A 26,564-nucleotide genomic window follows, 5' to 3' on the forward strand; every position below is an offset into this window, starting at 1 on the left:
AAACCGGCTTCCTATCCCGCCAGCGCCTTCTCCACCGTCCGCCACAGGCTGGCGATCGCGATGCCGCCGGCGGAGCGGGCGGCGTAGGTGCCGACGGGCGCGCGTCGTTCCGCCATCGCCTCGATCGCGCTGGCCATCGGAATCACCGGCCAGTCGGGATGCTCGGCGAGCGCGGCGCGGTGCAGGGCGCGGCGGCGGTCGACCATCGAGAAGACCGGCAACAACGGCACGTTGGCGCCCTTTCGCGCGGTGACGTGCGCGGCCACCGTCTCGAACGCGCGGCGCGAGAGCGCGGCGGGGATCAGCGGCACCACCACCAGATCGGCGGCGCGCAGGATCTGGTCCGACGTCTCGGTCAGCCCCGGCGGACAGTCGATGACGATACGATCGTGGCTGCGCGACAGTCCTTCGACGAGCTTCGCCAGCCGCTTCTTCCTATCGAGATCGTGGAACAGCCGGTCGAGACCGCGCAGCGAGGTATCGGCGGGAAGCAACCAGAGCCGCTCGACCGCGGTCGGGCGGATCAGCCGCGCGGGATCGAGGTCGCGGGTGATCGCCGCCTGCGCCTCCATCCGGCCGGGCGCGTCGATCCCCAGCACCCAGCTGGCCGCGGCCTGCGCGTCGAGATCCCAGAGCAGGGTGCGGCGCGCCGACAAGGTGGCGGCCGCCCAGGCGAGGTTGACCGCCAGCGTCGTCTTTCCCACGCCGCCCTTCAGGCTGTAGACCGCGATCGTCGTCATGCCTGCCCGCCCCCGGCTGGATCCGGATCGGGCCTTACCGCGAAGCCTTGCGCAAGGCCAGCCGGACGAGCGCGTCGAGGCTGGCGGCGGTGCCCAGCTCCTCCTCCGCAGCGGCGACCGCGGCGGTCGCCTCGGCCGGGCGGAAACCCAGGTTGAGGAGCGCCGACACCGCATCGGCACCGGCGCCGACCGGCAGCGCCTGCCCCGTCGCCGCGGCCGAGCCGAGCGGGACGATGCCGACCTTGTCCTTCAGCTCGCGCACGATCCGCTCGGCCAGCTTGGGCCCGACGCCGTTGGCGCGCGCGACCATCGCCTTGTCCTGCGCGCCGACCGCGCGCGCCAGCTCGGCCGGCTCCAGCGCCGACAGGATCGCCAGCGCGACGCGCGCGCCGACGCCCTGCACGCCGGTCAGCAGGCGGAACCAGTCGCGCTCGCCGGCGCTGGCGAAGCCGACCAGCCGGATCGAATCCTCCGACACCAGCATCTCGGTGAACAGCGTCGCCGCTTCGCCGACCGGACCGATCGCGGCCAGGGTGCGCGACGAGGCGCCGACGAGGTAGCCCACGCCGCCGACGTCGATCACGGCATGGTCGATACCGGTCGCATCCAGCCGCCCCTTCAGGTGCGCGATCATGCGCCTACGCCCCCGCCATGACTTTGGCGCGGCGCATCATCCCGGCCTCGCTGGCCAGATGATGCGCGTGGGTGATCGCCACCGCCAGCGCATCCGCCGCATCGGGGCCGGCGAGCTTCGCGCCGGGCAGGAGTACCGCCATCATCGCCTGGATCTGCCTCTTTTCCGCACCGCCGGTACCGACCACCGCCTTCTTCACCGTGCTGGGATGATATTCGCCGATGCGCAAGCCGGCCGATGCCGCCGCCAGCAGCACGACGCCGCGCGCCTGCCCCAGCTTCAGCGTCGATTGCGCGTTGGTGTTGCCCAGCACCTCCTCCACCGCGGCGGCGTCCGGCCGCTCGGCGCCGATCACGTCGACCAGCGCGGCGTGGAGGTTCGACAGGCGGCGCGGCAGCGGCATCGACGGATCGGTGCGGATCTGGCCGTTGGCGACATGGGTCAGCCGGTTGCCGTCGGCACGGATGACCCCCCAGCCGGTGGTGCCGAGACCGGGATCGAGGCCGAGGATGATCAAACTCCCTTCCCGCAAGGCGGGAGGGGCTGGGGGAGGGCAGTTCGGCAGATACCGCACATGCGGATATCCCCTCCCCTAACCCCTCCCGCAAGCGGGAGGGGGAATATCAACCCAGCTTCTCCATGATCTCGTCGGAGACCTCGTAATTGCCCCACACGGTCTGCACGTCGTCGTCGTCGTCGAGCACGTCGATCAGCTTGAACAGCGTCGTCGCCTCGTCCTCGTTCACCGCGACCATCGTCTGCGGCCGCCAGGCGAGCTTCGCGCCCTCCGGCTCGCCCAGCACCGGCTCCAGCGCCTTCGCCACCTCGTGCAGGTCGCCCTGCGCCGTCCAGATCTCGTGGCCGTCCTCGCTCGACGAGACGTCCTCGGCCCCCGCCTCCAGCGCCGCCTCGAACACCTTTTCGGCGTCGCCGGCGCCGGCCGGATAGCTGATCAGGCCCATCCGGTCGAACGCGTGGCTGACCGATCCCGAAGCGCCCAGATTGCCGCCGTTCTTGGCGACGGCGGTGCGGACGTTGGTGGCGGTGCGGTTGCGGTTGTCGGTCAGCGCCTCGATGATGAGGCTGACGCCGCCGGGGCCGAAGCCCTCGTAGCGGATCTCCTCATAGGCCTCCATGTCGCCGCGCGACGCCTTGTCGATCGAGCGCTGGATATTGTCCTTGGGCATCGACTGCGCCTTGGCGGCGTTCACCGCGGCGCGCAGGCGCGGGTTCATGTCGGGATCGGGCAGGCCCATCTTGGCCGCCACCGTGATCTCGCGCGAGAGCTTGGAGAACATGCCCGAGCGCTTCTTATCCTGCGCGCCCTTGCGGTGCATGATGTTCTTGAACTTGGAATGGCCTGCCATGACTGCCTCTACACGGTAACAGCCCCCGCCCTTAAGCCGCGGGCGCGCGGATCGCCAGCCCGTCGATCTTGCGCTCCAGTGCCGCGAGCCGCTCGATCACCATCACGTCCAGCTTGTGGTGGAGGCGCAGGATGTCGAGCTCGGCGCGCAGGTTCGTTTCGTAATCCAGGCTGGCGGCCAGCCGGTCCTTCGCCGCCTGACGGTTCTGGCTCATCATGATGACCGGCGCCTGGATCGCCGCCAGCGTCGACAGCATCAGGTTGAGGAAGATGTAGGGATAGGGATCGAACGCCATCCCGAAATGCGCCAGCACGTCGGTGTTGAGCAGCATCCAGCCGAACAGCACCACGGTGAAGCCGATGATGAAGCCCCACGATCCGCCGATCGCAGCGACCCGGTCGGCCAGCCGGTCGCCCAGCCCGGACCGGGCGTCCGATTCGTCGGCGGCGTCCCGGCTGACGATCGTGCCGCCCTCGATACTGTCCAGCACGCGCCGCTCCTCGGGGTCGAGCGCCTGCGCGTCCTTGCGCAGCAGGTGCCGGCTGAGATCGGCCAGGGAGGGAGGATGGCTCATCGATAACCTCTGCGAGGGGCGGCGGGAGAAAGATGCTGTAGGAGACCGGTCCGCCGACGCAAAGCGCTTGCCCCGCCCCCCTGCGATACGCCAAACGGCGCGGCAATGACCGTCAGCGTAGACATGGGCAGCGACGATCGCGGCGCGCCCGTGACCATGGACCTGGAAGAACTGCTCGCCACCCGGTTGCTCGTGCAGGGCAATTCGGGGTCGGGCAAGTCGCATCTGCTGCGCCGCCTGCTCGAGGGATCGGCGGGGCAGGTACAGCAGGTGGTGATCGATCCGGAGGGCGACTTCGTCACGCTCGCCGGCCCGCACGGCCATGTCGTGATCGAGGCGACGGACTATTCGATCCCCGAGATCGAGCGATTCGCCGCACGCATCCGCGAACACCGCGCCTCGGTGGTGCTCAGCCTGGAAGGGCTGGAGGCGGAGGGGCAGATGCGCTGTGCCGCGGCGTTCCTGTCGGCGATGTTCGATGCCCCGCGCGAACACTGGTACCCCGCGCTGGTGGTGGTCGACGAGGCGCAGCTGTTCGCCCCGACCACCGGCGGCGAGGTGGCCGAGGAGGTGCGCCGCGCGTCGCTGTCGGCGATGACCAACCTGATGTGCCGCGGGCGCAAGCGCGGGCTGGCGGGCGTGATCGCGACGCAGCGCCTGGCCAAGCTGGCCAAGAATGTCGCCGCGGAAGCATCGAACTTCCTGATGGGGCGCACCTTTCTCGACATCGACATGGCACGTGCGGCCGACCTGCTGGGGATGGAGCGACGCCAGGCGGACGGCATCCGCGACCTGCCGCGCGGCACGTTCATGGCGCTGGGCCCCGCGGTGTCGCGCCGGCCGATCACGGTGCGGATCGGCGCGGTCGCCACCTCGGCGCGGTCGGGCAGCCCCAAGCTGACGCCGCTGCCCGAGGCGAAGCCGTTCGGGCTGGCCGACCTGCTCGCCGAGCCCGAGGCGCCGGCGCTGCCCCTGTCGTTCGACCCGCGCCCGCGGCGCGTACCGGCCGACGAACTGGCCGCGGACATCGCGCGCCCGCCCGAGCCCGCCATTGCCACCCCCTTCGCCCCCGCACCCGCCGCCCCGGCCAAGGACGAGGCGGAGGTGGAGGCAATCCATGCCGAGGTGCTGCGCGCGATCGTCGCCGACGGCGAGGCGGCGCTGCGCCCGCCGGCGGTGCTGTTCCAGGATTTCCAGGTCCGCTGCCGCATGGCCGGGCTGGCGAAACCGCCGCTCGACCTGCCCGCCTTCACCCGCCGCCTGTCGTGCGCGCGTGCCGGCATCTTCGACATCCACGCCCCCGAATGGGCCGATGCGCTGGCGCTCGCCGGGACGCTGCCCGACGACATGATGGGCGCATTCCTGCTGGTCGCCACCGCCGCGCGCGAAGGTCGCCCCTGCCCCTCCGACGAAGAGCTGGCGACGACCTACGGCACCAGTTCGCTCGGCCGAGTGCGCCGCCTGATCGGCTATATCGAAAGCCGCGACCTGTTCGTGACGCGGGTGGATATGTCAGGCAAGCGATCGATCACGATCCCCCGGCTGGGCTGGACGACGGCGGCGGCGGGCTGACGACCAGCATTTGCATCGGCTTGCGCCGAAAGCCGAATAGCGCGCCTTGGGCGACAGTCCATTCGATACCTGGCGACGCCCGCCACAAACCTCGATACTTTATAACGTCCGAACGATCCATTGCCGCGACGGTGGTTAACCCGCGCGCCAGCAATGATCCATGCCGTTGCCTTCAGGGCCGAATCGGTCTATAATAGTTAACGGGCTTATAATCAAAACGGGGGTTATTAGCATATGGGGCCGGCAGTATCGCATTTCGGACGAGGGGCCGAAATCATGTACTACGCTGCTAACTGCGGTTTGAACGTCCTGTTTTCTACAATGTTCCATCAGCTGCGATTCGGCTGATGGCTGCCGAAACCTTCCGCCCCACGCGCAGCAGACTTAGGCTGCAGGTCTGGCGCTTGATCCATCGCGTAAGAAGCGCTCGCCCCGGCCCCTACTCGCGCGTCGTCGCTCCCGCCTGGTCAAGCCCCAGCTGGACGCTGTATTTCTGCTATGTGCCGGATGGGCAGCCAACCGCCTTTCACCGCGCGACCGCCGCATCGTTGCGTGCGCAAGGTCATAACATCCTGATCGTGGCGGCGGCGGAAAGCGAGGCCAGCCTCTCGCCCGCTTGGCGCGACCTGTCGGACGCGCTGATCTGGAAGTCGCTCGAAGGCTATGACTTCTCCGGATATGCGATCGGATTGCGCCATCTCAGCGCCGTGTCGGCGGGCTGCGATGCGACCGTCCTCAATGATTCGGTAATCGGGCCATTCTGTGATCTGAACACGCTCTTCAGCGACAAGCCCTGGGATCTGGTCGGATTGACGAGCTCGGAGGAACAGGAAGCGCATATCCAGTCCTATGCCTTCATGATGCGCAACTTGACGTCCGATCGGCTGAACAAGTTGCGATCGATCTTTCTCGAGAATCGTTGCTATTCAGACTACAAGACGGTCGTCCGCAATCAGGAGTGCGCATTCGCTCGGGTCGCCAGCCGATCGATGTCGGTAGGCTCCATCTGGCCGGGCAAGATCAACGCCACGATGCTCGACCCGACCGGACTGCTCAACAAAGGTTTCCCCTTCATCAAGAGATCGCATTTCGACAAGTTCGGATACTTGATAACGGGAGAAGAGAAGGCCGAGCTCGTTCGCCAGCGCGACCGGTTTCTGGAGCAAGCGACCTTCAACTCGTCAACGCCAGCGTCGATTACGGTCGGGCGTGAGAGGGAGGCTAACGAACTCCACTTCGCGCTCGCATCGTAAGCAAATTTGCTAGCCCAAAGACATACAATGCGAAGCTCTCGATGAACCTGGTCAATAAGCTTCGGCAGCTGACTTCTCATTATCCAGCGGGCTGAAAATGGACGGATTTTCACGTGGTTCGCCGCGCTGCCAACTTTGATCGGCAGCTCGACGCGTTCTGCTATCGCGCGTAATCGCGTCGGTCATCCCCGACTGCTGGTCGACGCCGGTCGGTGGATATATTCTCCCGACCGGTCATCTGCTCCAGCTCAGATCATCCCCAGCGCCTGCATGTACACCTCGAGGATAGCCTCCTCCTCCTGATACTCTTCCTTCTTCTTCTTGCGGATCGAGAGGATCTTGCGGATCGCCTTGGGGTCGTAGCCGCGGCCCTTGGCCTCGGCCATCACGTCCTTGATGTCGTCGGCAATGCCCTTCTTCTCTTCCTCCAGCCGCTCGGCGCGCTCGATCAGCAGGCGGAGTTCGTCCGCTGCCACCTGACCGCCGCCCATGCCCTCGCCCCGCTCGTCCGCCATCGTTCGTTTCCCGTGAAATGCGCCGCCCGGCCCGTCGCGTCGTCGGTACGCGGGAGCGGCGTGGTTAACCCTGTCGGGTGCGGCGCGGGCTCTAGTGGATCGGCGCCGATCGCTCAAGCGGGGTTGCGGCCGGCGGATCGCGTGCGGACAGATCGCGATCGGGTGTGGCATTCCGGCAGCGGGGCGGGTAAAGGCGCGGCCATCCCGCCGACCGATCCAGGAAGCGTCATGCGCATCGCCATCGCCGCCGATCATGCCGCCGTGTCGCTGAAGACCGCGCTCGCCGCGTGGCTGCGCGACGAGGGGCACGACGTGCTCGATCTGGGCACGCACGGCGACGGCCGCGTCGATTATCCCGATTTCGGTTTCGCGCTGGCCGAGGCGGTGGGCGAAGGCCGGGCCGATCGCGGCGTGGCGCTGTGCGGATCGGGGATCGGCATCTCGATCGCCGCGAACCGCCATCCCGGCTGCCGCTGCGCGCTGGTGTCGGAACCCCTTTCCGCTGCCCTCGCGCGGCACCATAACGATGCCAACACCATCGCCCTCGGCGCCCGCCTGACGGCCGAGGACATGGCGAAGGCCTGCATCACCGCTTTCCTGTCCGCCGAGTTCGAGGGCGGACGCCACCAAGCCCGTGTCGACAAGCTGTCGACCAAGGAGTTCGCCGCATGAGCACGCAGCCCCGCGATCTGACCGACGTCCAGCCCGACGGTTTCTTCACCCGCAGCCTGGCCGATGCCGACGCCGCCGTCTTCGCGGGGATCGCCCACGAACTGGAGCGCGAGCAGACCCAGATCGAGCTGATCGCGTCCGAGAACATCGTGTCGAAGGCGGTGCTGGAGGCGCAAGGGTCGGTCTTCACCAACAAATATGCCGAGGGCTATCCGGGCAAGCGCTATTACCAGGGCTGCGCGCCGTCGGACGAGGTCGAGCAGCTGGCGATCGACCGTGCGAAGCAGATCTTCGGCTGCGGCTTCGTCAACGTCCAGCCGCACTCGGGCGCGCAGGCCAACGGGGCGGTGATGCTGGCGCTGGTCAAGCCGGGCGAGACGATCCTGGGGATGAGCCTGGACGCGGGCGGCCACCTGACCCACGGCGCGCGCGCCGCGATGTCGGGCAAGTGGTTCAACGCGATCCAGTACGGCGTCGACGCCGGGACGCACCTGATCGATTACGACCAGGTCGAGGCGCTGGCGGTGGAGCATAGCCCCAAGCTGATCATCGCCGGCGGCAGCGCCTATCCGCGGGTGATCGACTTCCGGCGCTTCCGCGAGATCGCGGACAAGGTCGGCGCGTATTTCATGGTCGATATGGCGCATTTCGCCGGCATCGTCGCCGCCGGTCTGCACCCGACGCCGTTCGGCCATGCGCACGTCGTCACCACCACGACGCACAAGACGCTGCGCGGCCCGCGTGGCGGCATGATCATGACCGACGACGAGGCGCTGGCGAAGAAGATCAACTCGGCGGTGTTCCCGGGGCTGCAGGGCGGTCCGCTGATGCACGTGATCGCCGCCAAGGCAGTCGCGTTCGGCGAGGCGCTGCAGCCCGATTTCAAGAGCTACATCGCCGCGGTGGTCGAGAACGCCAAGGTGCTGGCCGCGACGCTGAAGGAGCGCGGCGCCGACGTGATCGCGGGCGGCACCGACACGCATCTGGCGCTGATCGACCTGCGTCCGCTGGGCATCACCGGGCGCGACGCGGACGAGGCGCTGGAGCGGGCCGGCATCACCTGCAACAAGAACGGCATCCCCAACGACCCGCTGCCCCCGGTGAAGACCAGCGGCATCCGCGTCGGCTCGCCCGCCGGCACCACCCGCGGGTTCGGCCCGGCGGAGTTCCGCGAGATCGGCAACATGGTCGCCGACGTGCTCGACGGGCTGGCGAAGAAGGGCGAGCACGGGGACCCGGAGGTCGAGGCGGACGTTCGGACGCGTGTGCGCGCCCTGTGCGCACGCTTTCCCATCTACCAAGGATAAGTCATGTCGAAGATCGAAGAGGTCCAGGCCACCGTCAAGAACACGCCGGGCCTGGGCAAGAAGATGGCCAAGTACGGTGCGGTCGGCGCGGTGCTGGCGATCCCCGTTCCCTTCGTCGGCCCGGTGCTGGGCGCGCTGGTCGGCGCCGGCGTCGCCTATGCCAAGCGCAAGGGCTGACGATCTGAATGCGCTGCCCGTTCTGCGGCCATGAGGACAGCCAGGTAAAGGACAGCCGCCCCACCGACGACGGGGCGGCGATCCGCCGCCGGCGGCAGTGCGAGGGTTGCGCGGCGCGCTTCACCACGTTCGAGCGGATCCAGCTGCGCGAACTGACCGTGTTGAAGAGCGAGAGCCGGCGCGAGCCGTTCGACCGCGAAAAACTGCTCCGCTCGGTGTCGATCGCCACCCGCAAGCGCCCGATCGAGGCGGGACGGATCGAGAAGCTGGTATCGGGCATCCAGCGCCGGCTGGAGACGATGGGCGAGAGCGACGTCACCTCGGCCCGCATCGGCGAGTTGGTGATGGAGGGGCTGAAGGCGCTCGATTCGGTCGCCTATATCCGCTTCGCCAGCGTGTACCGGGATTTCAGCGAGGCGCGCGATTTCGAGGCGTTCGCCGGGCAGGTGGAGGAGGCGGGCCGGGGGTGATGCGCGGCGCCGATTCCGCCCTCTCCCCAATGACGCTTCCTTCTTCCGTTCGTCCTGAGTAGCGGCTGAGCGAAGTCGAAGACGCGTATCGAAGGACTGCTGGTTTGAGCTTCCACGCCTATATGCTCCGCTGCGCGGATGGCAGCTATTATCTGGGCCATACCGACGGGCTGGAACGGCGGATCGCACAGCATCAAGCCGGCGCGATCGAAGGATACACGCAGACGCGCCTGCCGGTCGCGCTCGTCTGGACCCAGGATTTCCCTTCGCGCGCCGAGGCGCTGGAGGCGGAGCGCCAGCTGAAAGGGTGGTCGCGCGCCAAGAAGGAAGCGTTGATTGCGGGCAACTGGGAGGTCGTGCGGCAACTGGCGCGCAAGTCCTTCGATACGGGTCTTCGGCAGGCTCAGCCCCTACTCAGGACGAACGGAGGAGGGGAAATGGAACTGCCGAGCGTCATTCCCGAGACAGGCGCGACAACGCCCCCCGCCATCATCCTCGTCCGCCCCCAGCTCGGCGAGAATATCGGCAAGGCCGCGCGCGCCATGCTGAATTTCGGGCTGACCGACCTGCGTCTGGTCGCGCCGCGCGACGGCTGGCCCAATCCCGCCGCCGGACCCGCGGCGTCGGGGGCGGACATCGTGCTGGAGCGCGCACGGGTGTTCGACACGCTGGCCGACGCGGTCGCCGATTGCCCGCACGTCTATGCCACGACGGTCCGCAAGCGCGGGATCACCAAGCCGGTGGTAACGCCGGAAGTCGCGGCGAAAGCCATCCACACCGGGCCCGGCCGCAGCGCGATCCTGTTCGGGCCGGAGCGATCGGGGCTGGAGACGGACGACGTGGCGGTCGCGCGCACGATCATCACCGTGCCGATCAATCCGGAATTCGGCAGCCTGAACCTGGCGCAGGCGGTGATTCTGGTCGCGTATGAATGGTCGAAGCATGTCCCGAGCGGTGCCGAAGGGAGCGTGGCGCTGGCGCAGCCGCCCGAGACCGATCTGCCGCCGCCCGCCGCGCAGGAGGATCTGGACGGCATGATCGCGCAGCTCGACGCGATGCTGGTCCAGGCCAATTTCTTCTTCCCACCGCACCGCGACGCCGCCACCCGGCGGACGCTGCGCACGATGCTGACCAAGCCGGGCTGGTCGACGCAGGAGGTGCGGACGATGCGCGGCATCCTGTCGGCGCTGGACGGCAGGAAGGCGCGGCGCACGACGCCGGACCCGGCGCCGGATTCAGCGCCGGTCGAAGGCGGCGAGTTCGTAGGCGATCGAGGCCTCGACGAGACGCTCCCATAGGTCGGCGATCACGTCTGCGGGGATGCCCGCGGCGGCGGCGGCGGCGCGGGCCTGGGCGATCACCGCGGCCTTGCGGTCCTCATCGCGCACCGCCGCGCGCTCCGGCTTGATGCGCGCAGCGGCGTCCATATAGCCGAAGCGGCGAGCGAGCAGCGCCACCAGGTCGCGATCGACCTGGTCGACGCCGGCGCGCACCTCGGCCATGGTGGAACAGTCGGCGGGGGCGATGATCGTCATGGCTGGCGGCATAGCGCGCGCGTGCGGCACTGCAACCCGCGCCCCGAACCTTGACGCCGCGCCCGCATCCGTCTAGGCGCGCCGCTTCGCAATCGCCCCCGCACCCCGGTGAAGCGGCGGGCCTGCCTCCTTCGGATCAGCAGCGCGATACCGGGACCAACCCACTCGATCGTTCGCGGCCGGGTGGTCAACGTCGTTCGTAGTTGCAAGGAATATCATATGTCGAAGCGCCATAGCGCCAAGCACAAGCTCGATCGCCGTCTTGGCGAGAACATCTGGGGCCGTCCCAAGTCGCCGGTCAACAAGCGCGAATACGGCCCCGGCCAGCACGGCCAGCGCCGCAAGGGCAAGGTGTCGGATTTCGGCATCCAGCTGCGCGCCAAGCAGAAGCTGAAGGGCTATTACGGCGACGTCACCGAGAAGCAGTTCAAGCAGTGCTATCAGGAGGCCGCCCGGATGAAGGGCGATACCTCGCAGAACCTGATCGGCCTGCTGGAGCAGCGGCTGGACATGATCGTGTACCGCGCGAAGTTCGCGCCGACGATCTTCGCCGCGCGCCAGATCGTCAGCCACGGCCACATCCGCGTCAACGGCGTGAAGTGCAACATCGCGTCGCGTCGCTGCTTCGTCGGCGACGAGATCACGCTGGGCACCAAGGCCAAGGAGATGGCGCTGGTGCTGGAGGCGCAGAACCTGGCCGAGCGCGAGATCCCCGATTACGTCGCCCCCGACGGCAACGCCAAGATCACCTTCGTCCGCGTACCGACGCTGGACGAGGTGCCGTACCCGGTGAAGATGGAGCCGAACCTGGTGGTCGAGTTCTACTCGCGCTAAGCGAGTAGAAGGCCGATACGAAGGTTCGGCCGGCCGGCGGCGCCACGGCGCCGTTCGCCCCCCGCCTGTGCGGGGGCGGGCTCACGGGATTTACTCCCGTTTCGGCCGACCCACATGAAACGGCGGTTCTCCTTTGCGGGAGGCCGCCATTTTCATGTCCGGGCTGGTGCCGGGCGACGAACATTGCGCGATCACGGGCGCCTGCGCAGCGGGGCTCCGACCTTCGCCGGGGATGCGGTCATCAACCAGACACGGTTCCGCTCCCCGCCATGGCGGGCTTGTCGCGGCATCAGCCGATCCGCATACTTGGCGGCGGACGGGATCACCGCCGGAAGGGAACCGTGACATGGATATCCACGCCTGGACCGCCTTCGCCGCCGCCTCGCTGGTGATCGCGATCATCCCCGGACCGGGGGTCGCGAGCATCATCGGCTTCGCGTTCAGTTCCGGCCGGCGCGTCGCGCTCGCCTCGGTCGCGGGGATGGCCGTCGGGAACGCCCTGGCCATGACGGTGTCGCTGGCCGGTGCGGGCGCGATCCTCGAATCGTCCGCCCTCGCCTTCTCCCTCCTGAAATGGGCGGGCGCGACCTATCTCGTCGTCATCGGCCTGCTGGCCATCATGCGCAGCGGCCGGGATGCGGCCGTCGATATGCCGCGACGCCCGCTGAGCGCCCGCGCCGCGTTTCTGACCAACGTAGCGGTCGGCACCTTCCACCCCAAGACGATCCTGTTCTTCGTCGCCTTCGCCAGCCAGTTCATCCGCCCCGACGCCCCCTATGTACCGCAGGCCGCGATCCTGATCGCGACCTTCACCGGCATCGCGGCGCTGACCGACTCGGTCTACGCACTCACCGCCAGCCGCGCATCGGGGTGGGTGCGCCATCCGAAGGCGCGGCTCTGGTCGCAGCGGGCGGGCGGCGGTGCGGTGATGGGGGCCGGGCTCGCGATGGCCGCCTTCCAGCGCTGAGTGCCCCTTTTCATTTGGCAAGGCGCGCATGCGCCGCCAGAAAGCGCTCCGTCACAGGAGTTTCCGCATGCGCGCCGCCATCGTTCCCCTTCTCCTCGCCGCGACCCCGCTCGCCGCGCAGACCATGCCCGCGATCAGCGTCGACACCCTGAAGACGGTGACGCAGACGCTCGCCTCCGACGCGTATGAGGGCCGCGCGCCGACCACGCCGGGCGAGGACAAGACGGTCGCGTACCTGATCGAGCAGTTCAGGGCGGCGGGCCTGCAGCCCGGCAACAGGGGCAGCTGGACGCAGGACGTGCCGATGGTGGAGATCACCGCCACCGACGTCGCGCCCTTCACCGTCGCCGGTGGCAAGATGCCGGTCAGCTTCGCCTATCGCACCGACATGGTCGTCGGCACGTACCGCGTGGTGCCGAAGATCGCCGTCAAGGACAGCGAGATGGTCTTCGTCGGCTATGGCATCACCGCGCCCGAGAAGGGGTGGGACGATTATGCCGGCGTCAACGTGAAGGGAAAGACGGTCGTCATCCTGATCAACGACGCCGACTGGCAGACGATGTCGCGGGACGGCCCGTTCGAGGGGCGCGCGATGACGTGGTACGGTCGCTGGCCCTACAAGTTCGAGAATGCGGCGAAGCACGGCGCCGCGGCCGCGCTGATCATCCACCAGACCGAGCCGGCCGCCTATCCCTGGGCGGTGGTGCAATCGTCCTGGACCGGACCGCAGCTGGAACTGGACGAGAAGGGCGACCATCTCGACCAGAGCCAGGCGGTCGGCTGGATCCAGCAGGCCGCGGCGCAGCGCCTGTTCGCCAGCGCCGGCAAGGACCTGACCGCGCTGACCGCCGCTGCCGCGAAGAAGGGCTTCCGCGCGGTGCCGCTGGGCGTGAAGCTGTCGGGCGGCTTCGCCAACCAGATCCGGCGCCAGGCATCGAAGAACGTCATCGGCGTGCTGCCCGGAACGGCGGCGAAGGACGATTACGTCCTCTACTCGGCGCATTGGGATCATCTGGGCCGCTGCGACGCGGTGGCGGGCGACGACATCTGCAACGGCGCGGTCGACAACGCCACCGGCACCGCCGGGCTGGTCGCGCTGGCGCAGGCGCATGTGAAGGCCGGACCGGCGAAGCGGTCGATCGCGTTCCTGGCGGTGACGGCCGAGGAATCGGGGCTGCTCGGTTCGCGTTACTATGCCGAGCATCCGGTCTATCCGCTCGCGCGGACCGTCGGCGGGGTGAACATGGACGTGCTGAACGTCATCGGCCCGGTCCGCGACTTCGTGCTGACCGGCGCCGGCAAGTCCGAGATCGAGGATCTGGTGAAGCCGTTCATCGCCGCGCAGGGCCGCACCATCGCGCCCGAGCCCAATCCGGAGCGGGGCGGCTATTACCGGTCCGACCATTTCTCGTTCGCCAAGCTGGGCGTGCCGATGCTGAGCGGCGAATCGGGCGAGGATCTGGTCGCCGGTGGCAAGGAAGCAGGCGCGAAGGCGACCGAGGACTATGTCGCCAACCGCTATCACAAGCCCGCCGACAATTACGATCCGAACTGGAACTGGGGCGGCGCGGTGCAGGACCTGCAGGTCTATTACGGCCTCGGCCGCCAGCTGGCCGACGACACCTCGCTGTGGCCGAACTGGTATCCCACGGCCGAATTCCGGGCAATCCGCGATCGTTCGCGTGGCGGTGCCAAGTGACGACGCCGCCACCCGCCGAATGGGCCCCGCACGCCGCCGTGTGGATCGGCTTTCCCAGCCATCCCGAGCTGTGGCAGGACGATCTGGAACCCGCGCGCGAGGAGGTCGCCGCCTTCGCCCGCGCCGTCCATGCCGGGGGTCGCGGCGAGACGGTGGTGCTGGTCTGCGCCGATAGCGAGGCGGCGGATGCCGCGTGCGCGATCGCGCCGTTCGCCGAGATCGAGGTCCAGCCGTTCGGCGACATCTGGCTGCGCGACACCGGCCCGATCGTGACCGGCGACGGCAGCGCGCGGCTGTTCCGCTTCAACGGCTGGGGCGGCAAGTACGACCTGCCCGGCGACGACAGCATCGGCGAGCGGCTGGCCGAGGCGCGCGGGCTGGCGGCGATGGCATGCGACTGGGTGCTGGAGGGCGGCGCGATCGACGGGGACGGCACCGGCACCGTCGTCACCACCGAGCAGTGCCTGCTGAACCACAATCGCAATCCCGCGCTCGATCGATCCGCGATCGAGCGGTTGCTGGCAGACGATCTGGGCCTGACCCGCGTCGTCTGGCTGGGCGAGGGATTGCTGAACGACCACACCGACGGCCATGTCGACAACCTCGCCCGCTTCGTGGCGCCCGGCCGCGTCGCCCTGCCCGAGCCGGCCGACAACGACCCCAACTGGCAGGTCTATGCCCGCGCCCGCCGCGACCTGATCGCCGCCGGGCTGCAGGTCGCCACGATCCCCTCCCCCGGCCGCGTCCTGCGCGACGAGGAGGTGGTGCCCGCCAGCTACATGAATTTCTACATCGGCAACGCCGCGGTCGTCGTGCCGCTGTACGGCAGCGACAACGACCAGGCGGCGGTCGCGGCGGTGCAGGCGCTGTTTCCGGACCGCCACGCCGTGGGCCTGCGCGCCGACGCGATCCTGACCGGCGGCGGCAGTTTCCACTGCATCTCGCAGCAGGTGCCGGCGTGATGTAGGACGGGCACACGGGCATCGGTTCGCGAAACGCCGCTGCCCGCTTTCGCGGCGGCGACCGATCCCCTACATGCGCGCCCATGACCGAGATCACCGTCGCCGCGCTCCAGCTCGGCTTTACCGCCGATATCGACCGCAACATCGCCAACGTCTCCGCGCTGGTCCGTGAGGCGGCGGCGCAAGGTGCGCAGGTCGTCCTGCCGCCCGAACTGTTCGAGGGCGAGTATTTCTGCCGCGTCGAGGACGAGGGCCTGTTCGCCAACGCCGCGCCGGTCGGCGAGCACAAGGCGGTGCTGGCGATGCAGGCGCTGGCCGAGGCGCTGACGATCACCATCCCGACCAGCTTCTTCGAGGCGGACGGGCCGCATTACTACAACAGCCTCGCGATGATCGGGCCCGATGGCGAGGTCCAGGGCGTCTATCGCAAGAGCCACATTCCCGACGGCCCCGGCTACGAGGAGAAATTCTATTTCCGCCCCGGCAATACCGGCTTCAAGGTGTGGCCGGCACCGCCCGCCGCGCCGGGCTGGAGGCTGGGCGTCGGCGTGTGCTGGGATCAATGGTATCCCGAAACCGCGCGGGCGCTGATGCTGATGGGGGCGGAGCTGCTGTTCTATCCCACCGCGATCGGCAGCGAGCCTCACGACACCAGCCTGGATACCGCCCGCCTGTGGCGCCGCGCGATGGTCGGCCATGCGGTGTCGAACGTCGTCCCCGTGGTGGCCGCGAACCGCATCGGCACCGAACACGGCCAGCGCTTCTACGGCACCAGCTTCATCACCGACGAGCGCGGCGACATCCTGGCCGAACTGGGCCGCGAGGAAGAGGGGGTGATCACCGCCACGCTCGATCTCGCGAGGATCCGGCGGCACCGCGCCGCCTTCGGCTTCTTCCGCGACCGCCGTCCCGACCTGTACGGCCGGCTGGTGGCGGACGTCTGACGCTGGCCGGGCTCTACGCCGTCGCGCTCGGCAGCAACCGGCGGACGCGTCACGGCAGCCCTGCGGCGACCGTATCCGCCGCGATGGCCGCGATCGGCGGGGTCGTGGCGCGGTCGCCGATCGCCGCCACGCCGCCGCTGGGGCCGTCGATCCGGCGCTTCGCCAATGCCGCCGTGCTGATCCGCAGCGACGACCCGCCCCCCCTGCTGCTCGACCGGCTGAAGGCGATCGAGCGCGCGATGGGCCGCCGCCCGGGGCGACGCTGGGGCGCGAGGCCGATCGACCTCGACATCGTCATGTGGTCGGGCGGGCGGTGGCGCAGCCGCACGCTGACCGTGCCACACGCCGCCTGCCGCACCCGCCGCTTCGTCCTGGCGCCGCTCGCCGCGATCGTCCCCGGCTGGCGCGATCCGCTGACGGGTCGCACCGTGCGCCAGTTGCTGTCGCAGGTTGACCGCCGCCGGCCATCCACCTAGGTCCCGCGGGCGATGGCCGGGGTCCGTAGCTCAGTCGGTAGAGCAAGCGACTTTTAATCGAGAGGTCCCGGGTTCGAGCCCCGGCGGACCCACCATCGCTTCCCTGATCCGCAGGGAATCCGCTACCTTCACCGCGATTCTTCCCCGCCCGGTTCGACCGTCGACGATGCCGCGAGCCGGACGCGTCATTTCCGGACATGATCCTGCATTGCTTTGGCGGCGTGGCAAGCCATAACAGCCGCCATGTTGACCCTGACGACGCGAGTCCTGCGCAAATCGGCCCGTGCGGCGCGTCCGCTGGTCGAACCACTTCTGGCCCGTCGCGCCAGGGCTGCCGGGCTTGCGCCGGCGGTCACGCAACGGCAATTCCTCGAGCAACTCGACGGGCTCGACGCGCTCGAGATCGGGCCGTTCGATCGGCCGATGCTGAACGGACCCTCGGTCCGTTACTTCGATGTCCTCGACACCGATGGGCTGGTCGATCGGGCCCGCAGGATCGGCAGAAACTGCGGGCAGGTTCCCGCCATTACCTATGTCTCGCCCGTGGGCGATCTTGCCGTCGTCGATCGGACGTTCGACGCCATCTTCAGCAGCCACGCCATCGAGCATCAGCCCGATCTGGTCGCGCACCTGCAAGGCGTATCGAGGCTGCTGAACGCGGGTGGGGCATATTATGTCATCGTGCCGGACAAGCGCTTCTGCTTCGATCACTATCTGCCAGAAACGACGATCGACGACCTGTTGCTCGCTCATCGCACGAAGCGGCGTGTCCACACGCGAAAGGCGGTTCTGGCACATACGCTGGAGACGACGCACAATGACGCGATGCTCCACTGGATCGGCATCCACGGCAAACCCGAGGTCGATGCCGAACGCAGGGCGAACGGCGAGGCCGAGGCGGCGCAAGCGGATGCCGGCATCTATGTCGATGTCCACGCGTGGTTCTTCTCGCCCGGTCAGTTCCAGCGTCTGATGGGGGAACTGGCACGCGAAGGGCTGATCGACCTCCAGGTCGAGCGGGTCCATGCGACCGCCTACGGGTCGCTGGAGTTTTCCGCCGTCCTCCGCAAGCCGGGGCTGCGCTAGCGGCTCCGCCTATCCCGCCTGCAAGCCGCGAAGCTGGTCGGGCGATGCCGCCACGTCCGGGCGGAAGCGGTCGCCCGCCATGTAGCGCTCCAGGCTGGCGACCAGCTGGCGGCTGACGGGATCGGCGGCGTCCTGTCCGTCCAGCGCGAAGCCGCAGACGATGGCGCGACCGCGGCCGACGCGCAGTTCGACGACGAGGGCCAGCGGGCGGGCGGTGAACCAGTCGTCGATGATCCGCACGATCGGCTTCACCCCGGCGGGCAGCAGGTCCAGCCGCAGCGCACCGGCGCGGTGGACCAGATACCACCAGTGCCAGTTGCTGTGCACGTCGGTCGGGAAGTCGGCGAGGGCGGCGTGCCCGGGATCGCACAGGATGCCGAGCGTCGTGGGCGGCTGCCGTTCGGTCCACAGCGTGTTCCAGAAGATGCTGGAAAAGCCCAGCTGCACCGCCCGGTCGGGATAGTTGGCGACGCTCCTGCCGGGCAGGCCGATCAGGGCGTCGCCGCCGCCGGCCAGATGATCGAGCACGGCCGCATCGATCCGGTCGGCGCGCATGATGCGCGGCGTGCCGGCCGGCGCGGGTAGCGCCGCCGGATAGATCCAGAGATCCCAGTCATTCTCCGCGACCACCTTGCCGTCGTGCCGCACCGTGACGATCAGGTGCGCGGCAGCGGGCCGGTCGACGCGCAGCACCGGCGCCGCCGAGAGGCCCAGCGGCGCATTGCCCAGCGGCACGTCGCGCGGGCCGAAGTCGCCCTGCGCCAGCATCTTGCCGGCGGTGTCAGCCACGCGCCACTCGATCTGCGCACCCGCCAGCGGCTCCGCCCCGAAATGGGCCACGTCGACATCGAAGGCGAACGGCGTACCGGCGGCGATCACCCGGGTGGACATGCGCGCGAGCGGCACGATCGGTGCGCAGAACCGCCGGTACTCTGCCGCGGTCACATAGCTCTTGTCGTCCCAGAACGGATCGAGCACGCCGACCAGCGCCGTCCCCTGGCCCGGAAAATCCTGCAGCCCCAGCAGCTGGAAACCGCCCATGCCGTGGGTGCGCAGCGCGCTCTCGATATCCTCCTTGTAGCAGAGGATCTGCAACCGCCCCGATGCATAGAGGAACTCGGGCGCGTGATCGCGCAGCCCGTTGTCGCGCAGCCGGTCGGCGAAAATGTCGAAGTTCCGGGCCTTCAGGTGCCCGGTATATTTCCGGCGCTCGTCGAGGTTAGGGTAGACGCACCACTGGCCGATCTCGTGGCTGATCACCGGCGCGCGGTAGCGGCCGATGAACTCGCGGTAATCGGTTCGCGTCTCGGGCGGCTTCGCGTTGATCCGCGAGTTCAGCCCTTGGCCCCAGTCCTGGATGCGGGGTGTCGGCGTGACGTGATACTGGCTCTCGTCGATCAGCGGCCAGCCCGATCCGGCGGTCCACAGCCGGCGGCGGTCACGATCGCGGTACGTGCGGAGATAGGCGGCGAGGAACGCGTCGCGGCGCGCCTCCCCGGCCTTGGTCTTGCCGCCGCCCGGTTCGTTGCCGTGGGTCATCAGGACGAAGCAGGGGTGGTTGCCGTGCGCGGCCAGCACCCGGTCGGTCTCTGCATAGACCCAGCGATCGACGGGCAGGCCGCTGCCGATCATCACCGACTGGTTCGCCCAGACGGTCTCGATCTGGACGTACACGCCCTCCTCGTCGGCAGCATCGAACGCCGCCTCCGGCGGGCAATAGCTGTGGAAGCGCAGGTGGTTGAGCCCGTATTCCTTCGCCCGTCGCATGATCCGGCGCCAGCTGTCGATATCCGTCGGCGGGTGGCCGGTCAGCGGGAAGATGCTGCATTCCAGCGCGCCGCGGAACATCGCGGGGCGGCCGTTCATCGTGAAACCCTGCGGCGTGGCGACGAGTTCGCGCCAGCCGAAGCGGCCTTGCCATTCCTCGCCGTTCGGCAGGGTCACCGACACGTCGTGCAGCACCGGATCGAACTCGTCCCATGCCCGCCGCGCCGCCGCATCGTCCGGCGCCGGGCGCAGTTGCGCCTCGAAGCGGCCCTCGTCGCCCTTCCACGCGATCGTGGCCCGCACCGACACGCCGGCAAAGGCGATGTCGGCCGCGTCCACCCGCTCGCTGCCGATGCGGCGCAGCGTCCCGCGCACAGTCAGCACGCGATCGGCGAACGACGGATGCAGATCGACCCGGTCGATCCACGCCGGCTCGCTCGCGCGCAGTTCGATGCGGCCGGCGATGCCGTTCCAGTTGCCCTGGGTATGATCGGTGACGCCGTGGCCGTTATGGCCGATCTCGACGATCATGCGGTTGTCGACGCGGATCGTCAGCCGGTGCACGCCGGGCCGCACGACGCCCAGATCGTAGACGTGCGGAACGTGCAGCGCATCGCTGCGGCCCATCGCGCGCCCGTCGATCCAGACGCGGGTTTCCCAGTGCGGGCGCTCCAGGAACAGCTCGACCCGCTTGCCGGCCCATGCCGCCGGCACCTCGATATCGCGCTGGTACCAGGCGGCGCCACGGAACCAGGTATCGGGCTGGAGGAAGAACGGCACCTTGACGTGGTCGGGCTCGCGATAGCGCGCATAGTCGGGCGCGGTGAAGTACGAGCGGTCGTTGATGTCGCCCGTCCACGGCGTGTCGACCGTCACGCGGTTGCCGATACGGCGCTGCTCCAGGCTGCCGGGCAGCGGGAAGGTGTCGGGCAGCGCCGACGCGAACCAGCGGCGCGAGATGCCCTTGTCGCCGGGATCCAGCGCGCGGCGCCACACCGCGGCGAGGCCGATCGACCGCTCCGCCGGTTCGCCCGCGGCCGCGCCCGCCGCCGCCTCGTCGAGCAGGCCGAGGAGCGGCGCGACGGCGAGCGACTGGACCAGCCGGCGACGGTTCATCCATCCGAAGGGCGCGTCGTTCCTGTCCATGTCGATCCTCTCCCGCCACCGCCACGGCGAAGCGTGGCGTTCATTATGTCATACTTTATTGGCTGGTGGAGGCGATGGCAAGAGGCGGACTCGGCAAGCAACTTCACGGTAACAAGTCGGCAAGATCATGCCGCTCTCGGGAGCTATGCTGCGTACAGACGCTCGTAAAATATTATTTATCTGCGCGCATGGCCAGCTGGGCTTCGCTGATCCGCGGTACGAACCGCGCGTTGTGGAGTTGGCGCAGCCGCTCGACCTGCGCCAGCGACGATGTCAGCACCCCGGCCGGCAGCAGCGCGTCGGCCCGGTGCAGGTCGATCACCTGCCGGTCGGTCAGGTCCTGCATCGCCGTCGCGTCGAGCGAGTAGAGCCCGTCCAGCACCTGCTCGTGGCCATCTTCCTGACGCAGCGTCAGGTAGAGCGGGCGGACGAGCCGCTGATCGACATAGCGCTCCACCAGTTGCGCCGCCGCCGCGACGTCGGCGATCAGGTCCTCCAGCCCGCCCCTGATCCGCTCCAGCAGGGGAGCGGGCACGGTGCCGTCGAACAGCGGTTCGCCGACCGCACCGATCGCCGCATCGCTCTCGTCGATCGCGAGCCCGCCGGCGCCGCCCGCATCGAGGCGGAAGCACGACAGTGCGGCCGCCCGCGGCAGATAGGTCGCGTTCACCCGCCCGTCCGCCGAGAAGAGATTGGCAGGCTCCACCAGCCCCAGCAGCGCGATCAGGTTGAAGCGGCCGGTGCCCGCGTCCTTGGCGAAGCACAGCGGCATGTCGGCCGCGGCCAGCGCGATCTCGGACAGTCCCAGTTGCACGAACCGCCGCGTCGTCGCGGTCGCGTCCCGGTTAAAGCGCAGCGAGGCATGGCGTGGGGCGCTGAGGGGTGTCGGGCCGCTCATACCGGCTGGAACCCGTGCTCGCGCACCGCGCGCAGCAGGTCGCGGTGGCGCGGCGCCTGCGCCACCAGCCGGTCGCGCAGCCGCTCCGTATGGCCGACCAGCCGTGCCGCACGCACCGCATCGGCAGAGGCGGCGTCGGCACGCGGGTACAGCCCCTCGAACCCCATGCCGTGCAGGACATACTGATAGCTGGGCCACGAGAAGACCTCGCGCGCGTTGGCGAAATCCTGCGGCGCCGGAGGATGATGCCGCCACAGCGCCAGCCGCTCCCGCAACCCGTCGGGGATCGACGACGGCGCCACATTGTCGCGCCAGAAGTCGGTGTCGGTCCGCCGCGTCAGGACATAATGCAGCTTCAGGAACTCGACGATACGTTCCCAGTGATGGCGGAACGCCTCATTGAACTGGCGGGACAGCACGTCCATCGCCCCCCGCGTTCGCGGCAGGCGGTCCGCGATCGCATCCATCGACGCCTCGATCAGCATCAGCGCCGATGCCTCCAGCGGCTCGATGAAGCCCGCCGACAGGCCGACCGCGACGCAGTTGTTCTGCCAGAACCGCTCGCGATAGCCGGCGTCGATGTCGATCTTCCTGACCGACAGCGCGTCGCCCCGCGGCCCGACATAGCGGCGCAGCGCCGCCTCCGCAGCATCGTCGCTGGTATGCGCGGTGCTGTACACATGGCCGATGCCGCGGCGCGTCCACAGCCCGATGTCCCAGATCCATCCCGCGTCCTGCGCGGTGGAGATGGTGTGGCACGCGATCGGGTCGTCCTCCCGGTCGTACGGCACCTGCATCGCGATCGCGCGATCGGCGAACAGCTTGTCGCCGCACCGGCGGAATGGCACGCCATAGACGCCGCCGATCAGCCGCGCGGCGAACCCGGTACAGTCGACGAACAACTCGCCTTCCACCACCCGGTCGTCGCCCAACGTCAGGCTGGCGATGTCGCCATTGTCCAGCATCGTCGTGCCGGTCACGTCGCCGACGACGTGCGTCACGCCCAGCACGTTCACCGCATGCTCGCGCAGCAGCGTCGCGAACTTGCCCGCGTCGAGGTGATAGGCATAGTTGGCATGCCCGGTGAATTCCGCGGCGGTGATCGACTTGGGCGCCAGCCCCGCGTCGCACAGCGCCGCCTGGTAATCGACCCAGTCGGCGAACCCGGTCGCGGCCTGATCGCCGCCCCGGTTCACCCAGTGCGGTGCCAGGTCGATCTCGGTCGCGCCGACCGGCGGATTGAGCGGATGGTAATAGCCGTCGTCCGGCGTCCCGTCGGTCCAGCCGACGAACTTCGCGCCCTGTTTGAAGGCGGCGTCGCAGGACCGGACGAACTCGGTCTCGGTGATCCCGATCTTGGCCAGCGTGTTGCGCATCGTCGGCCACGTCCCCTCGCCCACGCCGACGGACGGCACCGTCGCCGACTCGACCAGGCTGACCGCGACGCCGCTGCCGCTGCGCCGCGCCTGTGCCGCCAGCCGGCATGCGGCGATCCACCCGGCGGAGCCGCCGCCGACGACGACGACATGTCGAACGGGGCGATCGCCATCGTGCCGGTTCGTGTCTGGCATCCCTTGCACCTCTCTCCGGATCGGCAAATCACGTGCTCGTGTCTTTGCAGTTGAATATATCATACTTTAGGGTTACGCCCCGTCCACCCCGTTCTATCGAAGCGGGGCGTAAATGCGAGGAAAAGGGGAGGATCATGGCCGATCACATGCGCTTCAAACGTCAAATGCTATATATGGCATATGGATTGGGAAGCGCGAGCTGCGCGCTGATGGCGGCGATGCCGGCCACGGCCCTTGCGCAGGACGCGACCGCGCCGGCCACCGTCCAGTCGCCCAGCGATGCGCCGCCCCCCAATTCCACCGCCGTCCTGCCGTCGCAGACCGAGGCGGACGGTACCGCCGCCGACATCGTCGTCACCGGCATCCGCCGCAGCATCGAATCGTCGGCCGCGCAGAAGCGTGATGCGTCGGGCATCCTCGATGCGATCTCGTCGGAGGATCTGGGCAAGTTCCCCGATGCCAACGTCGCCGAGTCGCTGCAGCGCATTCCCGGCGTGGCGATCGACCGCAGCAGCGGCGAGGGCCAGTCGGTCACCGTCCGCGGCCTGGGCCCGTCGTTCAACACCGTGCTGTTCAACGGTCGCAGCTTCGCGTCGGACAATTACAACCGCTCCTTCTCGTTCGACCTGATCCCCGCCGAACTCATCAGCGGCGCGCAAGTGTACAAGAGCGCGCAGGCCCCGCTCCAGGGCGGCGGCATCGGCGCGACGATCAACATCCAGACGCCGCGGCCGCTCGCGCTCAAGGAGTTCAAGGCGGTCTTCAGCGGCAAGGCGCTGTACGAGAAGAACAGCGAGAAGTTCACGCCGCAGCTGTTCGGCCTGGTCAGCAACACCTTCGCCGACGGCAAGCTGGGCCTGCTCGCCTCGCTGTCCTACCAGCGTCGTGTCGCCGAACTGAACCAGGTCACCACCGACGGTTACATCCCGCGGACCAATGTCGGCCCGACCGCGGCGCCGATCCTGACCAACGTCTACGCCCCGCGCAACCAGGATGTCGGCACCACCCGCGACCGGCGCTCGCGCCTGGGCGCGACGCTGGTCGCGCAGTATGAGGCGTCGGACGAGCTGACCTTCACGCTCGACGGCCTGTACAACAAGTTCAAGAGCGACGTGACCACCCGGTCGCTGGGCAGCTGGTTCGAACCGGCCAGCTACACCGCGGCGGCGATCGACGAGAACCGCACCGTCACCTCGCTGACCACAGCGGGCAGCGCCGACTTCATCTCGGCCGGCAGCGTCCGCGAGACGACGACGTGGCAGGCGGGCGGCAACGTCGAATGGCGCCCGGCGGACAATTTCCGCATGGTGCTGGACGCGACGTGGTCGCGCGCCTTCAACGACGGCGGCGGCCGCAACTACTTCACCGTGATCGGGACGCCGACCACCTACTCGTTCACCGGCGCGCAGGGGAAGGGCATCGCCTCCACCTTCGGCTACGGTCCCGGCACACTGACCGATCCGACGCTGGCCAAGACCCATCTCGCCAGCATCGGCGGCAACGACGTCACCGAGGAGGTGACCGAGTATCGCTGGAACAACGAATGGACGCCGGGCACCGACATCTTCCGCAAGGTGCGGTTCGGCGTGTCCCGCACGTCGCGCGACAAGAACAACGTGCCCTACACCTCCGACCCGAACGTCGGCTGCACCTATTGCGGCTACACCACCGCCGCCGATCCGACACTGCTGTCGCCCTACACCCGCGGCTCGCTGGGCCAGAGCGGGGGTGAGGCGCCGACGTCGTTCCTGACGTTCGATCCGCAGCGCTACATCGCGTTCCTGACCAGCCGTCCGGCGACCGAGGCGCTGGACCGCGCCCGCGGCCTGCCGATCGGCACCACGGCCGCGCAATATGCCGCGACCAACGGCTACACCCCCGTGCGCCAGCCGTCGGCGCGCGTGAAGGAGGTCGTCTACGCCAGCTACATCGATGCCGATTTCGAGGGGCAGTTCGGCAGCATGGCCTGGTTCCTGAACATCGGCGGCCGGTACGAATATACCGAGCTGCAATCGGCGGGGCAGCAGCGCCAGCTGCTCGACCTGTTGCCGGTGCAGGGCGACAACGGCATCTACAACCCCGTCTATGCCGGCAACAACGCCGCGATCGACGTGAACAGCAAGTCGTCCTACAGCAACTTCCTGCCCGCGCTGAACGCCCGGCTGAACCTGACGCCGGAACTGCAGGTCCGCTTCGCCGCCTACAAGACGCTGACTCGTCCCGCGATCGGCGATCTGGCACCCAGCCTCGACTTCAACACGATCCGCCCGGCGACGCTGACCGCCACCGGCGGCAATCCCCAGCTGAAGCCATACCGCGCCTCGAACCTCGACCTGTCGGTCGAATGGTATCCGACACGCACGACCACGCTGTCGGCGGCGGTGTTCTACAAGAAGGTCGACGACTTCGTCATCCAGACCTTCGCGTCCGAACTCTTCCCGATCGCCAATGCGGGCAATCCGCAGGGGCAGCGGCTGGTGCCGGGCGGGCTGATCCTGCTGAACGGAACGCAGTATTTCGCCAACTTCAGCGTGCGGCGTCCGCGCAACGCCGAATCGCTCAGCATCCGCGGGCTGGAGCTGAACGTGGTCCACACGTTCGACTGGCTGCCGGGCGTGCTCAGCGGCTTCGGCGTGCAGGCCAACGCGACCTTCGTAAAGACCAACCGCGAGTTCGACGTCGATCAGGTCGGCCAGTCCTTCGCGGCGGAGGGCATCGGCAACTCGCAGAACGCCACCGTCTTCTACGAGAAATACGGTATCTCGGCCCGCATCGCCTATAACCGTCGCGAGCGGTTCCTGCGCACGCTGGCCGGCGGCCCGGGCAACGAGCCGGTGTTCGTCCGCGACTACGGCCAGTTCGACGGCAGCGTCGCGGTGAACATCACGCCATGGGCGCAGGTGTTCGTCGAGGGTACCAACCTGTTCAACGCCAAATATGTGACGACCGGGCGTTTCGACAACCAGCTGCTGACCTTCCAGAACTTCGGTCCGCGCTACGACGCAGGCGTGCGCTTCTCCTTCTGAGGCCGCACGCCGCCCACGGCGATCGTTCCCACGCGGACGATCGCCGCGGCCATCTTTCCGGCGCCGGCACAATGCGGTACGCCACCGGCAACGCTGTTCGGTCCCCTGGGAGAGTCCCGATGTTGCTCGCCGCCCTGATCCTCGTCGCCGCCATCCAGACCCCGCCGGAACAGCCCGCACCGCCGGCGGTGAAGGAGAAGAAGATCTGTCGCAGCCAGACCGCGACGAGCAGCCGGCTCGACGTGACGCGCACCTGCCTGACCCGCGCGCAGTGGGACGAGCGCGATCGCCTGACCTCGTCCACGCTGTCCCGCGACATCGATCGGTCGCGCTCCGGCATGGGCGGCCGCTGAACGATCGGTCCTGCCCGCC

27 protein-coding genes and 1 tRNA gene are annotated in these 26,564 nt (G+C 68.6%); 17 read left to right on the top strand and 11 right to left on the bottom strand.

What is annotated here, in order from left to right:
- Window positions 1-11 precede the first annotated feature (11 nt).
- The 5 genes from ABC319_RS09805 to ABC319_RS09825 all read right to left on the bottom strand — a co-directional run bounded on the left by ABC319_RS09805 (window position 12) and on the right by ABC319_RS09825 (window position 3,315).
- The gene (locus ABC319_RS09805) at window positions 12-740 is read right to left on the bottom strand and encodes a ParA family protein (RefSeq protein WP_413070043.1); all 729 of its coding nucleotides are present in this window, start codon (window positions 738-740) and stop codon (window positions 12-14) included.
- Between the two features lie 34 nt (window positions 741-774).
- Complete coding sequence (gene ruvA, locus ABC319_RS09810; RefSeq protein ID WP_413070044.1) at window positions 775-1,374, bottom strand: Holliday junction branch migration protein RuvA; 600 nt, start codon at window positions 1,372-1,374, stop codon at window positions 775-777.
- A 4-nt stretch (window positions 1,375-1,378) separates the two neighbouring features.
- Window positions 1,379-1,891 carry a crossover junction endodeoxyribonuclease RuvC gene (ruvC, locus tag ABC319_RS09815; protein ID WP_413070045.1) on the bottom strand — a complete coding sequence of 171 codons (513 nt, stop codon included), beginning with the start codon at window positions 1,889-1,891 and terminating at the stop codon, window positions 1,379-1,381.
- Between the two features lie 106 nt (window positions 1,892-1,997).
- Window positions 1,998-2,741: a YebC/PmpR family DNA-binding transcriptional regulator gene (locus ABC319_RS09820; protein WP_413070046.1), complete on the bottom strand. Its 744-nt coding sequence runs from the start codon at window positions 2,739-2,741 to the stop codon at window positions 1,998-2,000.
- A gap of 31 nt (window positions 2,742-2,772) precedes the next feature.
- The gene (locus ABC319_RS09825; RefSeq protein ID WP_413070047.1) at window positions 2,773-3,315 is read right to left on the bottom strand and encodes a DUF1003 domain-containing protein; all 543 of its coding nucleotides are present in this window, start codon (window positions 3,313-3,315) and stop codon (window positions 2,773-2,775) included.
- Between the two features lie 105 nt (window positions 3,316-3,420).
- On the opposite strand from ABC319_RS09825, the gene ABC319_RS09830 reads away from it, so the two are divergent.
- On the top strand, window positions 3,421-4,887 hold the full coding sequence (locus tag ABC319_RS09830; protein ID WP_413070048.1) for a helicase HerA domain-containing protein: 1,467 nt from the start codon (window positions 3,421-3,423) through the stop codon (window positions 4,885-4,887).
- Between the two features lie 347 nt (window positions 4,888-5,234).
- Complete coding sequence (locus ABC319_RS09835; protein WP_413070049.1) at window positions 5,235-6,140, top strand: hypothetical protein; 906 nt, start codon at window positions 5,235-5,237, stop codon at window positions 6,138-6,140.
- A gap of 51 nt (window positions 6,141-6,191) precedes the next feature.
- On the opposite strand, the gene ABC319_RS09840 is transcribed toward ABC319_RS09835, so the two are convergent.
- Together ABC319_RS09840 and ABC319_RS09845 are read right to left on the bottom strand one after the other, a co-directional pair.
- Window positions 6,192-6,326, bottom strand: a complete 135-nt coding sequence (locus ABC319_RS09840) for a hypothetical protein (protein WP_413070050.1) — start codon at window positions 6,324-6,326, stop codon at window positions 6,192-6,194.
- Window positions 6,327-6,388: 62 nt separating this feature from the next.
- Window positions 6,389-6,655: a DUF2312 domain-containing protein gene (locus ABC319_RS09845; protein ID WP_413070051.1), complete on the bottom strand. Its 267-nt coding sequence runs from the start codon at window positions 6,653-6,655 to the stop codon at window positions 6,389-6,391.
- Between the two features lie 228 nt (window positions 6,656-6,883).
- On the opposite strand from ABC319_RS09845, the gene rpiB reads away from it, so the two are divergent.
- The 5 genes from rpiB (at window position 6,884) to ABC319_RS09870 (ending at window position 10,579) form a co-directional block, all read left to right on the top strand.
- On the top strand, window positions 6,884-7,327 hold the full coding sequence (rpiB, locus tag ABC319_RS09850; RefSeq protein WP_413070052.1) for a ribose 5-phosphate isomerase B: 444 nt from the start codon (window positions 6,884-6,886) through the stop codon (window positions 7,325-7,327).
- Entirely contained in the window at window positions 7,324-8,634 is a 1,311-nt protein-coding gene (gene glyA / locus ABC319_RS09855) for a serine hydroxymethyltransferase (RefSeq protein WP_413070053.1), read from the top strand. The genes rpiB and glyA overlap by 4 nt, the downstream gene beginning before the upstream one ends.
- Before the next feature lie 3 nt (window positions 8,635-8,637).
- On the top strand, window positions 8,638-8,811 hold the full coding sequence (locus ABC319_RS09860; protein WP_413070054.1) for a hypothetical protein: 174 nt from the start codon (window positions 8,638-8,640) through the stop codon (window positions 8,809-8,811).
- 8 nt (window positions 8,812-8,819) lie between these two features.
- Window positions 8,820-9,281 (top strand): transcriptional regulator NrdR, encoded by a 462-nt coding sequence (nrdR, locus tag ABC319_RS09865; protein ID WP_413070055.1) that lies wholly within the window; start codon window positions 8,820-8,822, stop codon window positions 9,279-9,281.
- Between the two features lie 104 nt (window positions 9,282-9,385).
- On the top strand, window positions 9,386-10,579 hold the full coding sequence (locus ABC319_RS09870) for a TrmH family RNA methyltransferase (RefSeq protein WP_413070056.1): 1,194 nt from the start codon (window positions 9,386-9,388) through the stop codon (window positions 10,577-10,579).
- Here the strand turns inward: ABC319_RS09870 and ABC319_RS09875 are convergent.
- Window positions 10,517-10,816 carry a chorismate mutase gene (locus tag ABC319_RS09875; RefSeq protein WP_413070057.1) on the bottom strand — a complete coding sequence of 100 codons (300 nt, stop codon included), beginning with the start codon at window positions 10,814-10,816 and terminating at the stop codon, window positions 10,517-10,519. The genes ABC319_RS09870 and ABC319_RS09875 overlap by 63 nt on opposite strands.
- Before the next feature lie 219 nt (window positions 10,817-11,035).
- Here ABC319_RS09875 and rpsD point away from each other — a divergent pair, with 219 nt between their 5' ends.
- From rpsD to ABC319_RS09915, 8 genes are all read left to right on the top strand, one after another.
- On the top strand, window positions 11,036-11,650 hold the full coding sequence (gene rpsD / locus ABC319_RS09880) for a 30S ribosomal protein S4 (RefSeq protein ID WP_413070058.1): 615 nt from the start codon (window positions 11,036-11,038) through the stop codon (window positions 11,648-11,650).
- A 346-nt stretch (window positions 11,651-11,996) separates the two neighbouring features.
- Window positions 11,997-12,617, top strand: coding sequence for a LysE family translocator (locus tag ABC319_RS09885; protein ID WP_413070059.1), 621 nt, complete (start codon window positions 11,997-11,999; stop codon window positions 12,615-12,617).
- A 67-nt stretch (window positions 12,618-12,684) separates the two neighbouring features.
- Window positions 12,685-14,316: a M28 family peptidase gene (locus tag ABC319_RS09890; RefSeq protein ID WP_413070060.1), complete on the top strand. Its 1,632-nt coding sequence runs from the start codon at window positions 12,685-12,687 to the stop codon at window positions 14,314-14,316.
- Window positions 14,313-15,278 (top strand): agmatine deiminase family protein, encoded by a 966-nt coding sequence (locus ABC319_RS09895; RefSeq protein WP_413070061.1) that lies wholly within the window; start codon window positions 14,313-14,315, stop codon window positions 15,276-15,278. The genes ABC319_RS09890 and ABC319_RS09895 overlap by 4 nt, the downstream gene beginning before the upstream one ends.
- 83 nt (window positions 15,279-15,361) lie before the next feature.
- Complete coding sequence (gene aguB, locus ABC319_RS09900) at window positions 15,362-16,222, top strand: N-carbamoylputrescine amidase (RefSeq protein ID WP_413070062.1); 861 nt, start codon at window positions 15,362-15,364, stop codon at window positions 16,220-16,222.
- A gap of 2 nt (window positions 16,223-16,224) precedes the next feature.
- Complete coding sequence (gene folK / locus ABC319_RS09905) at window positions 16,225-16,698, top strand: 2-amino-4-hydroxy-6-hydroxymethyldihydropteridine diphosphokinase (protein ID WP_413071671.1); 474 nt, start codon at window positions 16,225-16,227, stop codon at window positions 16,696-16,698.
- Window positions 16,699-16,717: 19 nt separating this feature from the next.
- Window positions 16,718-16,793, top strand: a tRNA-Lys gene (locus tag ABC319_RS09910).
- A 148-nt stretch (window positions 16,794-16,941) separates the two neighbouring features.
- Complete coding sequence (locus ABC319_RS09915) at window positions 16,942-17,784, top strand: class I SAM-dependent methyltransferase (RefSeq protein ID WP_413070063.1); 843 nt, start codon at window positions 16,942-16,944, stop codon at window positions 17,782-17,784.
- 9 nt (window positions 17,785-17,793) lie between these two features.
- Here ABC319_RS09915 and ABC319_RS09920 read toward each other — a convergent pair whose 3' ends face one another.
- The 3 genes from ABC319_RS09920 to ABC319_RS09930 all read right to left on the bottom strand — a co-directional run bounded on the left by ABC319_RS09920 (window position 17,794) and on the right by ABC319_RS09930 (window position 23,166).
- Window positions 17,794-20,697 (bottom strand): glycoside hydrolase family 2 protein, encoded by a 2,904-nt coding sequence (locus ABC319_RS09920; protein WP_413070064.1) that lies wholly within the window; start codon window positions 20,695-20,697, stop codon window positions 17,794-17,796.
- 172 nt (window positions 20,698-20,869) lie between these two features.
- Window positions 20,870-21,595 carry a SapC family protein gene (locus ABC319_RS09925; protein WP_413070065.1) on the bottom strand — a complete coding sequence of 242 codons (726 nt, stop codon included), beginning with the start codon at window positions 21,593-21,595 and terminating at the stop codon, window positions 20,870-20,872.
- Window positions 21,592-23,166, bottom strand: coding sequence for a tryptophan halogenase family protein (locus tag ABC319_RS09930; protein ID WP_413070066.1), 1,575 nt, complete (start codon window positions 23,164-23,166; stop codon window positions 21,592-21,594). Before ABC319_RS09930 ends, ABC319_RS09925 begins: the two co-directional genes overlap by 4 nt.
- A 218-nt stretch (window positions 23,167-23,384) precedes the next feature.
- On the opposite strand from ABC319_RS09930, the gene ABC319_RS09935 reads away from it, so the two are divergent.
- The gene (locus tag ABC319_RS09935) at window positions 23,385-26,192 is read left to right on the top strand and encodes a TonB-dependent receptor (RefSeq protein WP_413070067.1); all 2,808 of its coding nucleotides are present in this window, start codon (window positions 23,385-23,387) and stop codon (window positions 26,190-26,192) included.
- A 119-nt stretch (window positions 26,193-26,311) separates the two neighbouring features.
- The gene (locus ABC319_RS09940; RefSeq protein WP_413070068.1) at window positions 26,312-26,545 is read left to right on the top strand and encodes a hypothetical protein; all 234 of its coding nucleotides are present in this window, start codon (window positions 26,312-26,314) and stop codon (window positions 26,543-26,545) included.
- The last annotated feature ends 19 nt before the right edge of the window (window positions 26,546-26,564 follow it).

The organism is Sphingomonas phoenicis, assembly GCF_047238005.1.
GTDB lineage: Bacteria > Pseudomonadota > Alphaproteobacteria > Sphingomonadales > Sphingomonadaceae > Sphingomonas.

Coding starts and splice junctions, on each gene's coding strand:
- ABC319_RS09840 (WP_413070050.1), bottom strand. CDS start 6,326: ATGACCGACGCGATTACGCGCGATAGCAGAACGCGTCGAGCTGCCGAT.
- ABC319_RS09890 (WP_413070060.1), top strand. CDS start 12,685: ATGCGCGCCGCCATCGTTCCCCTTCTCCTCGCCGCGACCCCGCTCGCC.
- aguB (WP_413070062.1), top strand. CDS start 15,362: ATGACCGAGATCACCGTCGCCGCGCTCCAGCTCGGCTTTACCGCCGAT.
- ABC319_RS09830 (WP_413070048.1), top strand. CDS start 3,421: ATGACCGTCAGCGTAGACATGGGCAGCGACGATCGCGGCGCGCCCGTG.
- ABC319_RS09805 (WP_413070043.1), bottom strand. CDS start 740: ATGACGACGATCGCGGTCTACAGCCTGAAGGGCGGCGTGGGAAAGACG.
- ABC319_RS09930 (WP_413070066.1), bottom strand. CDS start 23,166: ATGCCAGACACGAACCGGCACGATGGCGATCGCCCCGTTCGACATGTC.
- ABC319_RS09935 (WP_413070067.1), top strand. CDS start 23,385: ATGCCGGCCACGGCCCTTGCGCAGGACGCGACCGCGCCGGCCACCGTC.
- ABC319_RS09925 (WP_413070065.1), bottom strand. CDS start 21,595: ATGAGCGGCCCGACACCCCTCAGCGCCCCACGCCATGCCTCGCTGCGC.
- ABC319_RS09825 (WP_413070047.1), bottom strand. CDS start 3,315: ATGAGCCATCCTCCCTCCCTGGCCGATCTCAGCCGGCACCTGCTGCGC.
- ABC319_RS09875 (WP_413070057.1), bottom strand. CDS start 10,816: ATGACGATCATCGCCCCCGCCGACTGTTCCACCATGGCCGAGGTGCGC.
- ABC319_RS09835 (WP_413070049.1), top strand. CDS start 5,235: ATGGCTGCCGAAACCTTCCGCCCCACGCGCAGCAGACTTAGGCTGCAG.
- glyA (WP_413070053.1), top strand. CDS start 7,324: ATGAGCACGCAGCCCCGCGATCTGACCGACGTCCAGCCCGACGGTTTC.
- rpsD (WP_413070058.1), top strand. CDS start 11,036: ATGTCGAAGCGCCATAGCGCCAAGCACAAGCTCGATCGCCGTCTTGGC.
- ABC319_RS09920 (WP_413070064.1), bottom strand. CDS start 20,697: ATGGACAGGAACGACGCGCCCTTCGGATGGATGAACCGTCGCCGGCTG.
- ABC319_RS09860 (WP_413070054.1), top strand. CDS start 8,638: ATGTCGAAGATCGAAGAGGTCCAGGCCACCGTCAAGAACACGCCGGGC.
- ABC319_RS09915 (WP_413070063.1), top strand. CDS start 16,942: ATGTTGACCCTGACGACGCGAGTCCTGCGCAAATCGGCCCGTGCGGCG.
- nrdR (WP_413070055.1), top strand. CDS start 8,820: ATGCGCTGCCCGTTCTGCGGCCATGAGGACAGCCAGGTAAAGGACAGC.
- ABC319_RS09845 (WP_413070051.1), bottom strand. CDS start 6,655: ATGGCGGACGAGCGGGGCGAGGGCATGGGCGGCGGTCAGGTGGCAGCG.
- ABC319_RS09885 (WP_413070059.1), top strand. CDS start 11,997: ATGGATATCCACGCCTGGACCGCCTTCGCCGCCGCCTCGCTGGTGATC.
- rpiB (WP_413070052.1), top strand. CDS start 6,884: ATGCGCATCGCCATCGCCGCCGATCATGCCGCCGTGTCGCTGAAGACC.
- ruvA (WP_413070044.1), bottom strand. CDS start 1,374: ATGATCGCGCACCTGAAGGGGCGGCTGGATGCGACCGGTATCGACCAT.
- ABC319_RS09820 (WP_413070046.1), bottom strand. CDS start 2,741: ATGGCAGGCCATTCCAAGTTCAAGAACATCATGCACCGCAAGGGCGCG.
- ABC319_RS09940 (WP_413070068.1), top strand. CDS start 26,312: ATGTTGCTCGCCGCCCTGATCCTCGTCGCCGCCATCCAGACCCCGCCG.